The organism is Pantoea sp. EKM10T, from assembly GCF_011800685.1.
Lineage (GTDB): Bacteria > Pseudomonadota > Gammaproteobacteria > Enterobacterales > Enterobacteriaceae > Pantoea > Pantoea agglomerans.
This window is the reverse complement of sequence record NZ_JAALEU010000005.1, coordinates 229,900-242,970: the sequence shown is the minus strand read 5'-3', so window position 1 is coordinate 242,970 and position 13,071 is coordinate 229,900. Positions and strand designations below refer to the sequence as shown.

Here is a 13,071-nt window from a genome sequence, read left to right as displayed (position 1 = left end):
CCCGCTGCAAAGCGTAACTTCCCCGCTGCTAAGCGTAACTTACCCACCGCTCGCGCCGCCAGGCGCCCTTTTCATTAACGTCGGGAACACAAACAGCGACTGCCCGACTCCGCGATTGGTCAGCGACCAGATTGCCACTGAACAGAGCGAGCAAAGCCCCACGATGGCCACCGGATAGAAACAGGCCCAGAGAAACGAAAACCACGCCTGCTCGAACAGATGATGCCGCTGCGCGAACAGAATCGCAGACATACCAAAAAACTCGATAAAAATACGATGGATGACGTAAATCTGCAGCGTATTGCGGCCAACCCAGTTGAGATAGCGCATGCTGAAGTGCTGATTCAGCCAGCGACAGGCCGCGATACTGAATAACACCGCCAGTACACACAGGAACAGACTCTTATCCAGACCGAATAGCACATGAATCCCGGCGGCTGCCGCCAGTAGCGCCCAGGGCATCAGATTCTCCCGCCGCCATTCACTCAGGCGCAGCATCGTCTGGCTCCAGAATGCCCCTAACAGGAAGAACACAAAATATTGGGCCAGGCTCTGTGGTCCCCAGAACGGGATCACTTTTTCTGCCGCCAGATAATTCAGCAGGATCGCCACCGCCACCAGGGCCAGCTTATATTGACGGAAAACTTTGGCACAGAGGAAATAGAGTCCCAGCCCATACAGATACCACGAGGTGCTCATAGCCATAAAGGTCAGCTTGAGAAACTCGAATAGCGAACCCGCATAGGCGGCATTAAGGTTCTGCGAAATACGCTGGCCGGTAATTTCAGTAGAGATACCGATAATTGACCACCACTGAATAAACCCCCACAGAATATAGAGATAAAAAAGATTGGTGATGCGACTGGTAAATACCTGCTTCCATGGCCGGTTCAGAATGCCATTGGTCGCCAGTAATCCCGAGACAAAGAAGAAGGCGGGCATGCGCAGCGGCGACAGTACCGTATTAAACTGTATCCATATTTCGGCGGGGATCCATCCGGCAGAGAGATATTTCATCGTCCCTTCAAAGCCGGGTAAAACCGTGTGGTACAGGACCACCAGTAATATGCAGGCGCCCTTCAGGGTATCTACCCACAATATCTGATCTGACTTAGTCTGGTTCATTCAATGACTCCTGCTGTGTAGGTCAGAATGCTGGAAAGTAAAAGCGAGGAAATCAGTATTGCTTTTATGATTATCCGGCAATTATTCGCCATTGAACCGGTGATGAATGTAGCGAAACTCTTAAAAGCCGCTGCGTGGCCCTGTTACCACAGTTATTTACTCAGCAGAACGTTTCCTTACACTTACTAATATCGACGCAACACACTAATTAGCAGTGCCGCAGCCAGCTTAAAGGATAATATTGCTTCATAATTCAGAGAATATAATTAAGAGAAAGTGGCAACGGGAAAAGCCAATATATTCCCGATGAACAGAAAAGATTTGTCAGATGTGCCAAAAGGTTTAACAGCGGCAGAGTTATTTATGATATTGCGCCTGCTAATAGCGTGACCATAGCCAGTGGCAGCTTAAACAATGAGGGTTTTAAACGGGTTAAAACTGCCTTCCGGGGAAGGCAGTGTGGATTACTGATTCAGAAATTTATCAAGGAACTGACGGGTGCGCGGCTGTTGAGGGTTACTGAACAACGCTTTCGCTTCGCCCTGCTCCACAATCCGCCCCTGATCCATAAAAATGGCGCGGTCAGCCACATCGCGGGCAAAGCTCATCTCATGCGTGACGATGACCATGGTGCGTTTCTCTTCGGCCAGCGCGCGAATGGTGCTGAGCACCTCGCCCACCAGCTCCGGATCCAGCGCCGAGGTCGGTTCATCAAACAGGATCACTTCCGGCCGCATCGCCAGCGCACGCGCAATCGCCACGCGCTGTTGCTGCCCACCCGACAGACGGCGCGGATAGCTCTCTTCTTTGCCGTGCAGCCCGACCTTCTCCAGCAGCGTGCGGGCGCGGGCTACCGCATCCGCTTTCGCTTCGCCTTTGACGATAACCGGCCCTTCAATAATGTTCTCCATCACTGAACGATGCGGAAACAGATTGAAGTTCTGGAAGACAAACCCGACCTGCTGACGCAGACGACGCACCTGCTCTTTCTGCTTACTCTGTGCCAGCGCCGCATCAACGGTGATCTCTCCAACGCGGATGGTGCCGCTATCCGGCACTTCCAGCAGATTGATACTGCGCAGCAGCGTGGTTTTACCTGATCCGCTGGGGCCGATAATGGCCACCACTTCACCGGCGGCCACATCAAGGTCGATGTCGTGCAGTACCGTCTGGCCGTTAAAAGACTTCACCAGCTTTCTGACTTCGATGGCGCTCATTTCGACTCCGAATCCTGACGATTAACATGCTGTTCAAGCCGGTTCTGCAACGCAGATAACACCGTTGCCATCACCCAGTAGATCAGCGAGGCTGCCAGATACATGGTAAAGACTTCCAGCGTGCGTGAGGTAATCAACTGCGCCTGACGGAACAGCTCCGGCACCTGAATGGTCGCCGCCAGCGAGGTATCTTTCACCAGGCTGATAAAGCTGTTGCCCAGCGGGGGCAGCGCGGTGCGGGCTGCCTGTGGCAGGATCACCCGGCGCAGGGTTTGCCAGCGCGTCATGCCGATACTTGCCGCCGCTTCCCACTGCCCGCGCTCAATCGATGAAATCGCGCCACGCAGTGACTCTGAGGCATAGGCTGCGGTATTCAGGGAAAGACCAATCATCGCAGAGGGGATCGGATCCAGTTCAATGCCAAACTGCGGCAGGCCGTAATAGATCATAAACAGCTGGGCGATCAGCGGCGTGCCACGAAAGATCGAGACATAGATCCGCGCCAGCCAGCGAACCGGCCAGAAGCGCGACAGACGCATCAGCGCCAGAATAAAGCCCAGCAGCAGGCCAAAGAACATACCGCCGATGCTGAGCTGCAGCGTAAACAGCGCGCCTTTTAATAAAAAAGGTGCTGAATCCAGCACCAGTTGAAGACTTTCCTGCATTATTTCGTCACGTCCGCGCCAAACCATTTCTGAGACAGCTTGCTCAGCGAGCCATCTTTCTGCATTTCAGCAATGGCCTGATCGATCGCTTTCAGCAGGTCTTCGTTGCCTTTACGTACCGCCACGCCCGATTCCTGACGAGAGAACGCATCGCCCGCGACCGCCATGGTATCGCCCGTTTTCTTCACCAGATCCAGCGCGGCCAGGCGGTCAACCAGAATGGCATTCAGACGGCCAGAGCGCAGATCCTGATATTTGGTCGGGTCATCATCATAGGTACGGATGTCCACGCCCTTCACATTCTCACGCAGCCACTGCTCGTAGTTGGTGCCCAGACCGACGCCCACTTTTTTACCGGCCAGGTCAGCAGGTTTGGTGATGGTGTTCGCATTGGCTTTCATGGTCAGCGCCTGAATGCCGGAGACCGTGTATGGCGTGGAGAAGTCATACTTCTTCTTACGCTCATCAGAGATGGTGACCTGGTTGATGACCACATCGATGCGCTTCGCGTCGAGTGAGGCCAGCATGCCGTCCCACTTGGTCGGTTTCAGGCTCGCCTTGACGCCCATGTGCTGTGCCAGCTGTTCCGCGAATTCCACTTCAAAGCCGGTCAGCTTGCCCTTTTCATCCTGGAAGCTGAATGGCGGATAGGTGCCTTCCAGACCCACCAGCAGCGTGCCGCGCTCTTTAATTTTGTTCAGCAGATTTTCCGCTGCAAAGGTTTTAACGTTGACGCCAGCAATCAGCGCCACGGCCATGACGCCCATCATCATCTGACGACCTGCACGAGAAAAGGACATATTCACCCCATTATTGACAGTATTGTGTGTGTGTTCTTATAAGGGCAGCACGGCTTGTCGCTGCCAGTCCAGAAGGATAACCCACGGAGTATAAACTGTTTTATTCGCTTGTCTCAGACCGAAGGATGATAAGCAAATAACGCCGGTGCGCCACCCGTATGAATAAACAGCAACGGACCTTCACGGCGGAAACGATTCTGGCTGACGCCGTCCAGCAGTCCGGCCATCGCCTTGCCGGTGTAGACCGGGTCCAGCAGGATCCCTTCCAGCCGCGCCAGCAGTTTCACCGCAGCCATGCCTTCATCATTGGGTTCGCCGTAGCGTGGCGCAAAGTAGTCATCCCACAGGTTAATCGGTGCCTTAGCCTGCACTTCCAGCGTCTCCGCCAGCGACTGACGCAGCCGCTCCACCAGCGGCAACTGCGCCTCAACCTGGCGTGAAACGGTGACGCCCACCAGCTCGGTCTCCGGCAGCAGATGCTCCAGACCCACCGCCAGTCCGGCATGGGTACCAGCACTGCCCGAGGCCACGACCACGGCGGCGAAATCGACCACACCCTCGCTCTGATGAGCAATCTCCTGCGCGCACTCTACATAGCCTAGTGCACCCAGCGCATTTGAGCCGCCGACCGGCACGATGTAAGGACGATAACCCTGGGCTTCCAGACGCGTGGCCTGTTCAGCCAGCTGTTCCGCAGGGTTATTCAGCGCATCCACCATAACCACTTCAGCGTCCATCAGATCCAGCAACAGTCGGTTGCCGTTGCTCAGGTAGTTTTCTGCGTGGGTGCCAATCGGGTTTTCCAGCAATGCCACGCACTTCAGGCCAAGCCGGGCCGCGACTGCCGCCGTCTGACGCACATGATTGGACTGGATAGCGCCCGCGGTCAGCAGCACATCGGCGCCTTCACGCAGCGCGTCCGCCGCCAGAAATTCCAGCTTGCGCAGCTTATTGCCGCCCATCGCCACCGGCGTGAAATCATCGCGTTTGATGAAAATATCGCGGCCCAGATAGTCAGAGAGCCGAGGCAGATGTTCTAACGGCGTGGGTGCACCCAGCAGTTCAAGACGTGGGAATTGGTGTAACAGATGTAAAGACAATGCTGCCTCCGTTCGAGCATTCAATTTATCCTTACAGTGTTGCAGAAGATGCGAAAAGGATCACCCTGATTCAGGTGTCAGCAGATGCGGTGAGACAGATGTGTAGTGAAAGTTGCAGGAGAAAGAAGCGCCGTGCTCCCCCTTCCCTTCTACCCGGCTGGCGGGCAAAAGGGGAACGTGCCGCAGGCACGCGGGGGAGCAATCGGTGCAGATCAGGGTTAACCCTGCTGCCAGCCTAAGAACTGATCGTACTTGCGCAGCGCGATGCGGTAATTGTTATTACCGGCATCGGGCAGATCGCTTTCCAGACACTGATGCCAGCTATTTCCCTGAAGCCTGTCGGCCGGGAAATTTCTGGCTTTCAGCATCTCATCCAGACGACGCAGCCGCACCACATATTCACGAATCGTGCTGGGGCTCATCTCTGTCTGTTCAAACAGATACTGTTTAAACGCCATTATGTCGAAGTAATTAGGATGGGTATTACAAAAAATATCACTGCAAAAACGACAAAGCGCGGTCAGTTCGGGCTGAAGTTTCAGCCACAGCTGCTCATCAATCATCTGGTCCATCCGAGCGATGGCCTCTTTATTGATGATCTGGCCACGAAAAACGAGCGCCATTCGATCTAATACCTTGCCACAGTGTGAACAGTTGCTCTGGCTGTGTTTATAGTCTTTAAGATAACGACTTAACGGTCTGGCCTTGGTCTTGGCTCCCATTACTGAGTCCCCGGTTTTTTATAATTTTGAATCGCCAGGAACTGATACTGCTAGCGCGCTCCCGCAAGTCGGGCACGCAGGCGTTTAATCGCCTGACTGTGCAGCTGGCTGACACGGGATTCACCCACATCAAGCACCGCCCCAATCTCTTTCAGGTTCAGTTCTTCCTGGTAGTACAGTGTCAGCACCATCTTTTCACGATCGGGTAACGCTTCGATCGCTTCAATGACGCGCTCACGCAGACTCCCTTCAAGCAACTGATGAAGCGGATTAGCCTCTTCATGGCCTTCCGTCACCAGCTCCGCGCTGTCGCCGTGCTCTTCCCGATACTCGTCGTAGGAGAAAAGTTGACTGTTGTTGGTGTCCAGCAGGATCTGCCGGTACTCCTCCATGGAAACATTCAGCTGCTGCGCCACTTCCTGCTCAGAGGCAGAACGCCCCAGCGACTGTTCCACTCTGTGCATTGCTCCGGCCACCTCGCGTGCATTACGACGCACACTGCGCGGTGCCCAGTCCCGACTACGAAGCTCGTCGAGCATGGCGCCACGAATACGCTGCACGGCATAGGTGGTAAAGGCTGTACCCTGGAGCGCGTCATAACGCTCTACGGCATTTAACAGCCCTATCCCACCCGCCTGCAGCAAGTCGTCAAGCTCAACACTGGCCGGCAGGCGAACCTGCAGACGCAACGCTTCATGGCGCACCAGCGGCACGTAGCGCTGCCAGAGCGAATGCTTGTCCATCACGCCTTCGGCGGTATAGAAATCGTTCACGTTGACTACCCTGCGTTAATGAAGTTATCGGCATGATTATCCAATTCTGTAGCGTTTTCGATTGGCTGAATAGGCGGGGTAAAACGAGGCTATTTCATTTTTGTTACGTCAGAGTGCAGATCCTTCTGCACTCTTCAGCGGGGATTAACGACGGGCGCGCAGCCGTTGCCGGGTGGCGGGCGGCACTGCCGCCCACAGGCTGCAGACGCGACCCTCCAGTTCCTGATACCAGGGCGCCAGATGCTGCTGCGCCTCCTCGCCAGGATGCACCAGAATCTCGCCCGATTCACCATCAATGCTAATCAGTCGGTTAATAAACAGCCGCTGCAAATCACTGCGTAAAAACAGGCCGTTATCGATGCTGTTATCTGCCAGTACACCGTCATCCCCTTCCTGCGTGTCGATATGGCAGGCTTCCACCCAGGGCCAATTATGCCGTTCGGTCAGCTCGGTACCGGTCATCACACAGGCGCCGTAGCGGGCTTTGACACCGGCGCTGAATTCCGCCTTGCTGGCGCGCTGCAGCACCCGGGCTTTAACACGACGCCCGACCTCAGTTCCCGGCATCACCGCCGCCGGGACTTTGTGCTGCGGCGTACTTAGCACCACGATGAACTGAATGCGCTGCGACTGCGGAAAACAGGGATCCGCCTGTGGATTGAAAAGCTGCCAGTAAGCGTCTTCATCATCCTGATGCATCAGCACCAGTTTATAGCCGCGACTGTTCAGCAGATTCTGTGCCGTGGCGGATTGGGGATCGATCATCGCGAAGACCTGGCTGCTGCCCATCACTTTCCACAGGTTGTCGCGCTTCTCGCTATCGCTGCGACGGAAATAGAGGAAGGAGAGATTCTGCTTAAGGTAGTGCTCAAAGCGACGCAGGTAATTTTTACGTTCGTTGTCATGGGAGATGAACAGCAGATCCTCCAGCGGGCTGTTGCTCTCTTCCTGCGCGAACACCGCACGGATTTTCAGCGTGCGCAGCCCGGTTGACGGACTCAGCAAGGCGCGCGCCGTCAGCTCTTTATCATCAGGGTATTGCAGAGCATAACGCCGGGCGATCTCTTCAAAGGTCAGCCGCTCACCCGGTAACAGGTCATAATTGAAGCGCATAGACACTCCACAAAGTTAAAATCAAAAATGATGTTGTTCTGTGAGGAGTTATCGGCAGTCTGGAGGGGAACTGTAACGGGCTGGGGGGATTGCCTGGGATTGAGAGACAGGCAGCCTGCAAGGTTGTGGTCAGGAAACCGGTTTGAAGGAAGCGGGTGTTAAATTACGTTGCATTACCTGGAGCTGCTGGCATAAAAATCAGCCAGCACACCAGCCGCAATTCTTTTAGCGATTAGATAATGCCCGCCCGTAGCTATCAGGGACAAATGGGCGATGCCGATGATGCGAAGCTGCATCGCCTCAGATCATTTAAGCAGATAAATCAGCGACAAATCGTCATTGACCTTGACCTTATCAATCTCGGCAAGAAACGCCATCACCGATTGTGGCGTATGTTTTGTTATTGAGTGGTAGCTGTAGATGATATTAATAATATCCTCTTCACTGACGGTTCCGACCAACTCAACATTGGCCGCAATCAGTGATTTAAGCAGGAACCATTCTGCCGTCAGAAGATATAAGCTCAGTAACGGGCTGCGATTTTCGTTATTAGGGAAGAAATCATCATAAATGCGGTACTGAATATAGTTATTCATTATCCATGGCCGTTCAGCAAGCCAGGGCATAACCTGCTTCTGCCAGACGTTATCCAGCCGGATCATTGGCTGACTGACGTCGTCGGTTTTGGCGCCTTCGGCCTGAATGTAAATCAGCTTATTAACGTAGTGATTCAGGGTGGAAAAGGCGCGTTTACCTTCCCTAGTGCTTAACCATGACTGCAAACGCATGAGTAATGACCATTGAAGATTATAGTCGGGCCTAATATCATCTAGCTGCTGCCTGATCTTGCCCTGAGCCAGAGTGTTGAGTACGTCAGAAAAATGATTCTCCATCTCTACCAGCCAATCCTCGCCTTGGCTTACTCTTTCAGCGCCCAGCAAAAAAGTGGCCAGCGCATAAAGAGCCTCATCCAGTTTCTCACCGCTCAATTTAACAATATTGAGACACATCAGATTCAGCAGCTTCTTTTGCTGATCGAGATCTTTGGCCTTATTAGCTTCAGCCTGAGGCCTGAGGGCCTGGGCGAAGAGCATTGCATTAGGTGCCGCTAATAACTGCCGTGCCGCCTCTGGACAAGAAAGCACCAGGTTTTTTTGCTGCTCATTTTTAAAAATCCTGGACTTCCTAGGATAGGTGGCACAGGTATTGCTCAGGGCGGAGGCGCCCAGACTGGCGTGCACTTTGCACAGGAGGTCTTTACCCATAAAAGCACAGTTGCCAGATGAATTCAGCTTCATGGTGCCCCAGTTGGCGAAGCTTTTTCCGGTAATGACGATGTTTTCGGTCGCCAGGGTTTTGATTTCAATCTGAGAGGATTTTAAATAGCGCCTGACCGTGGGCTTATCCAGATTGATATCCCAGCCTTTGCAGCAGTGATCGCGACACTCACTGCCAATACATTTGAAGGCGCTGACAAAGAGCGGTTCCACGACAGTAATATTTTTCATTATTTACCTGCTCAACAAAGGCATTTAAAAAAGAGTCTTACTGTGAGGATAAAGGAACGCGGGGAGATTGATTGGCAGAGAAACAGGGCAAAAACAGGCTAATCGCAGGCATAAAAAAACCCCGCCGAAGCGGGGTTTGTCTTTTATAAGTTGGGTGATTAGCCCTGCAGCAGAGACAGAACCTGCTGTGGAACCTGGTTCGCTTTAGACAATACTGAGTTACCAGCCTGCTGCACGATCTGCGCTTTAGACATGTTGGAAACTTCAGTTGCGTAGTCAGCATCCTGAATACGAGACTGTGCTGCAGACAGGTTAGTCGTCGTGTTGTTCAGGTTAGTTACCGCTGAGTTCAGACGGTTCTGTACTGCACCCAAGCTTGAACGGAAAGTATCGACAGACGCGATAGCTTTGTCCAGCAGTGCCAGTGGATCTGCAGACGCCGCGCCAGCGAACTGAGCAGTTGGAGTAGCAGTTGACAGCTCAACAGTGACTTTATTATCGGTACCAGTTTTAGTGTTGTCATCAGCCAGAGCAGTACCTACTGTTGTTGCGTAGTTTTTACCCTGGAAGGTTACAAAGCCTTTAGCTGCGCCAGTTGAGTCTGTACCAACTTTAATCAGTTGATCAGCCTGAGTCGCTGCGGTAGTTAAACCGTTGTCGGTATCTTTGTACTCAACGTCAGCTTTGTTCAGAGTCACTGCACCAGTGGTATGGTTGATAGAGGCTGAGTAGAAATCACTGCCGCTCTGTACAACGAAATCAGCTGTTGCTGTGCCAGTGGCTGACAGGGTGTTATGCAGGCTCAGGCTTGATGCATCTACAGTTTTACCGGTTGCGGTGCTCAACGAAGTTGCAGCAGCTGACAGGTCAACTTTAACAGGTGCAGTTGCAGCAGCACCAGTAATCTGAGTGATAGAATCGCTGACTTTCAGTGCGTTGCCTGATACTGAGAAGCCGGCCAGACCCAGAGTAGAAGAATCAATCTTCTTCAGGTCGATGTCGATAGTCTGACCATCGTTAGCGCCAACCTGGATAGACATTTTACCGTCTTTAGCCAGCACGTTCACGCCGTTGAACTGAGTCTGACCCGATACGCGGTCAATTTCGCTCAGACGTGATTTGATTTCGTCCTGGATTGAGGTTTTGTCAGAATCAGAGTTAGTACCGTTCTGAGCCTGTACAGTCAGCTCACGAACACGCTGTAAGTTGTTGTTGATTTCTGACAGCGCGCCTTCCGTAGTCTGCGCAGCAGAGATACCGTCGTTAGCGTTACGAGCAGCCTGAGTCAGGCCCTTGATGTTAGAGGTGAAACGGTTGGCAATTGCCTGACCAGCAGCGTCATCTTTCGCGCTGTTGATACGTAAACCAGAAGACAGACGCTCCATTGAAGTAGACAGAGCTGACTGGTTCTTGTTGATGTTGTTCTGAGTGATCAGCGAGAGGCTGTTGGTATTAATGACTTGGGCCATGATGAATTTTCCTGTTAATCAAGTCTTTCGGTTAAGGTGTGGGCTTCAACCCGCCGGCTTCAGCGCCGTCAAAGTTGTTATCGTCTGCCGTTTAACAACCTTTAGAATTTTTTTAGTACCAGGCGAATTTTTCTGCTTCAACCTGTCACGTTTTAAGTTATCGCCACTCGCCCGAACTTCTTTAGACTTAATTCATTAATTTTCTAGCCGCTGAATTACCCTTCTCTATAGTGCTTATTTACCTCATTACCCTAAGGCAAATAACCTTAAACTTTCCTTATTCAAGGCCGATAACCCAGGTATCAATTTTCTGTCGACCTTATAAGGAATTAACATGGCTAGTATAAGCAACCTCGGTGTAGGCTCCGGCCTGCCACTCAGTACCATGCTTGACAGTTTGACCACCGCTGAAAAAGCGTCACTCAAACCTATTTCAACGCAGCAGACGGCTTATACCGCCAAGCTCAGTGCCTATGCCACCCTGAAAAGCTCACTGACGACTTTCCAGACCGCAAACACCAAGCTGAACAGTGCGGACCTGTTTACCTCGACCACCGCGGCCAGCAGTTCGACGGCGTTCAGCGCCACCACCTCTGGCAGCACCGTGGCCGGTAAATATGCGATTAATGTGACTCAGCTGGCACAGGCGCAGGTCCTGACCTCGTCGGTGCAGACTAGCAACACTGCCGCACTGGGCGATAGCTCTGTGGCCAGCCGCAGCATTGCGATTACCTTAAAAGATGGATCAAGCAAAAGCGTGACGCTTTCCAGCGATCAGACCTCGCTGACCGGTATGCGTGACGCCATCAACGGCGCCAATGCCGGCGTCACCGCCACCATTATTAAGGTGTCAGACGGTAGCTTCCGCCTCTCCATGAATGCCAATAAAACCGGCAGCGACAATGCAGTGGCTACCATCGCCGTCACCGGCGACAGCACGTTGCAGGGCGTTGTGGGCTTTGACGCCAGCGCCAGCAGCAATGTGATGACAGAAAGCGTGAAAGCGCAGAATGCCCAGCTCACGGTTAACAACGTTGCGATTGAGAACAGCAGCAACCAGATTAGCGATGCGCTGGAAGGGATTACCTTAAATCTGACCGCGCAGACAACTGGCGCTCAGACGCTGACGATTACCAAAGACACCTCAAAAGCCTCCAGCGCGATCAGCGGCTGGGTGGATGCCTACAATTCGTTGCTGGATCAGTTCAATACTCTGACCAAATACACCAAAGTGGATACCAACACGGATTCACAGGACGCCAGCAATGGCGCCCTGATCGGCGACAGCACGTTACGGACGATTGAGACGCAGCTGAAAAGCATGCTGACCAACGCGCAAAGCTCGTCATCCTACAAATCACTGGGGCAGATTGGCATCACTACCGACCCACAGACCGGTTCACTGAAAATTGATTCCACTAAGGTCAGTGCTGCGCTGGATAAAGATGCCGCAGGCGTGAAAGAGATGATCGTGGGCGACGGTAAAACCACCGGTATTACCACCAAAATCGCGACCAGCGTCACGGGCTGGTTGTCGTCTAAAGGGATTGTTCAGGCCGCTACCGATGGCGTCAGCAAAACACTGAATAACTTAACGGCCCTGTATAACACCACCAGCGATCGCATTGATGCGGATATCGCACGTTATAAAACACAGTTTACCCAGCTGGATCTGGCCATCAGTAAACTCAACTCGACCAGTACGTATCTGACGCAGCAGTTCGATACCTCAAGTTCTAATAAATCATAGGAGTGACCATGTACAGCGCTACAGGCACCAAAGCCTATGCAAAAATTGGCGTAGAAAGCGCCGTGATGAGCGCCAGCCAGCAGCAGCTGGTTGTGATGCTGTTCGACGGTGCACTGAGCGCGTTAATCCGCGCCCGCCTGTTTATGCAGGATGGCAATATTGCAGGCAAAGGCAACTCGATCTCCAAAGCGATCAATATTATCGAAGCCGGCCTGAAAGAGGGCCTGACTGAAAACCGTGGTGATGAGCTGGCCGATAATCTGCTGGATCTTTACAACTACATGACGCGTCGCCTGTTGCATGCCAACCTGAACAATGATGTTGCAGCAGTCGAGGAGGTCGAAGGCCTGCTGCGCAACATTGCTGACGCGTGGAAAGAAGTGGTTCAACCTAACCTGATTCAGGACGCCGTTTAATGACTACTGCACCGCATCTGATTACCGTTTACCAACAGTTACTCGATCTCAGCCAGGGAATGCTGCGTCATGCAGCACAAGGCGAATGGGATGAATTGATCAGCAGGGAGATGGAGTATGTCAGTGCGGTGCAGAACTTAGCCCAATCGACAGAAGCCGTGTCGCCGTCGGCACAGACTCAGGAGCAGTTACGTCCGGTGCTGCGCCGTATTCTCGATAACGAATGTGAAGTGAAACGTCTGCTGCAGGCGCGGATGGATGAGCTGGCCTCACTGGTGGGTCAGAACAGTCGCCAGAAATCGGTGATGTCCGCTTATAGCAATCAAGGCGGCGTTGTTATGGTGCCGCACGAAACCCTCTCCTGATCCCCTGCTCTGTCACGCCGCCAGATTTATTTTTCTGCGCGGCGTCTC

13 protein-coding genes are annotated in these 13,071 nt (G+C 52.9%); 3 read left to right on the top strand and 10 right to left on the bottom strand.

Translation table 11 applies throughout. The annotated features are described in order from the left end of the window. Window positions 1–39 precede the first annotated feature (39 nt). The 10 genes from HFD95_RS11875 to HFD95_RS11830 all read right to left on the bottom strand — a co-directional run bounded on the left by HFD95_RS11875 (window position 40) and on the right by HFD95_RS11830 (window position 10,492). Window positions 40–1,125, bottom strand: a complete 1,086-nt coding sequence (locus tag HFD95_RS11875; protein ID WP_010247569.1) for an acyltransferase family protein — start codon at window positions 1,123–1,125, stop codon at window positions 40–42. 464 nt (window positions 1,126–1,589) lie between these two features. Further along, window positions 1,590–2,342, bottom strand: coding sequence for an L-cystine ABC transporter ATP-binding protein TcyN (gene tcyN / locus HFD95_RS11870; protein ID WP_010247571.1), 753 nt, complete (start codon window positions 2,340–2,342; stop codon window positions 1,590–1,592). Then, window positions 2,339–3,007, bottom strand: a complete 669-nt coding sequence (gene tcyL / locus HFD95_RS11865; protein WP_003854540.1) for a cystine ABC transporter permease — start codon at window positions 3,005–3,007, stop codon at window positions 2,339–2,341. The genes tcyN and tcyL overlap by 4 nt, the downstream gene beginning before the upstream one ends. Continuing rightward, window positions 3,007–3,807 (bottom strand): cystine ABC transporter substrate-binding protein, encoded by an 801-nt coding sequence (gene tcyJ / locus HFD95_RS11860; RefSeq protein WP_064691418.1) that lies wholly within the window; start codon window positions 3,805–3,807, stop codon window positions 3,007–3,009. Before tcyJ ends, tcyL begins: the two co-directional genes overlap by 1 nt. 113 nt (window positions 3,808–3,920) lie before the next feature. Further along, entirely contained in the window at window positions 3,921–4,907 is a 987-nt protein-coding gene (locus HFD95_RS11855; protein ID WP_122458274.1) for a D-cysteine desulfhydrase, read from the bottom strand. A gap of 218 nt (window positions 4,908–5,125) precedes the next feature. Continuing rightward, window positions 5,126–5,629, bottom strand: coding sequence for a flagella biosynthesis regulatory protein FliZ (gene fliZ, locus HFD95_RS11850; protein WP_010247591.1), 504 nt, complete (start codon window positions 5,627–5,629; stop codon window positions 5,126–5,128). Between the two features lie 50 nt (window positions 5,630–5,679). Next, entirely contained in the window at window positions 5,680–6,402 is a 723-nt protein-coding gene (locus HFD95_RS11845; RefSeq protein WP_003854529.1) for an RNA polymerase sigma factor FliA, read from the bottom strand. Between the two features lie 144 nt (window positions 6,403–6,546). Continuing rightward, on the bottom strand, window positions 6,547–7,515 hold the full coding sequence (locus tag HFD95_RS11840) for an HNH endonuclease signature motif containing protein (protein ID WP_167430281.1): 969 nt from the start codon (window positions 7,513–7,515) through the stop codon (window positions 6,547–6,549). 305 nt (window positions 7,516–7,820) lie between these two features. Next, window positions 7,821–9,023 (bottom strand): flagellin lysine-N-methylase, encoded by a 1,203-nt coding sequence (gene fliB, locus HFD95_RS11835; RefSeq protein ID WP_167430280.1) that lies wholly within the window; start codon window positions 9,021–9,023, stop codon window positions 7,821–7,823. A 158-nt stretch (window positions 9,024–9,181) separates the two neighbouring features. Then, on the bottom strand, window positions 9,182–10,492 hold the full coding sequence (locus HFD95_RS11830; RefSeq protein ID WP_167430279.1) for a FliC/FljB family flagellin: 1,311 nt from the start codon (window positions 10,490–10,492) through the stop codon (window positions 9,182–9,184). Window positions 10,493–10,826: 334 nt separating this feature from the next. Here HFD95_RS11830 and fliD point away from each other — a divergent pair, with 334 nt between their 5' ends. The 3 genes from fliD to fliT are packed head-to-tail and all read left to right on the top strand — an operon-like array spanning window position 10,827 to window position 13,023. After that, window positions 10,827–12,242: a flagellar filament capping protein FliD gene (fliD, locus tag HFD95_RS11825; RefSeq protein ID WP_167430278.1), complete on the top strand. Its 1,416-nt coding sequence runs from the start codon at window positions 10,827–10,829 to the stop codon at window positions 12,240–12,242. A gap of 8 nt (window positions 12,243–12,250) precedes the next feature. Further along, on the top strand, window positions 12,251–12,658 hold the full coding sequence (gene fliS / locus HFD95_RS11820; RefSeq protein WP_010247609.1) for a flagellar export chaperone FliS: 408 nt from the start codon (window positions 12,251–12,253) through the stop codon (window positions 12,656–12,658). Then, window positions 12,658–13,023, top strand: coding sequence for a flagella biosynthesis regulatory protein FliT (gene fliT, locus HFD95_RS11815; protein ID WP_010247612.1), 366 nt, complete (start codon window positions 12,658–12,660; stop codon window positions 13,021–13,023). The genes fliS and fliT overlap by 1 nt, the downstream gene beginning before the upstream one ends. The last annotated feature ends 48 nt before the right edge of the window (window positions 13,024–13,071 follow it).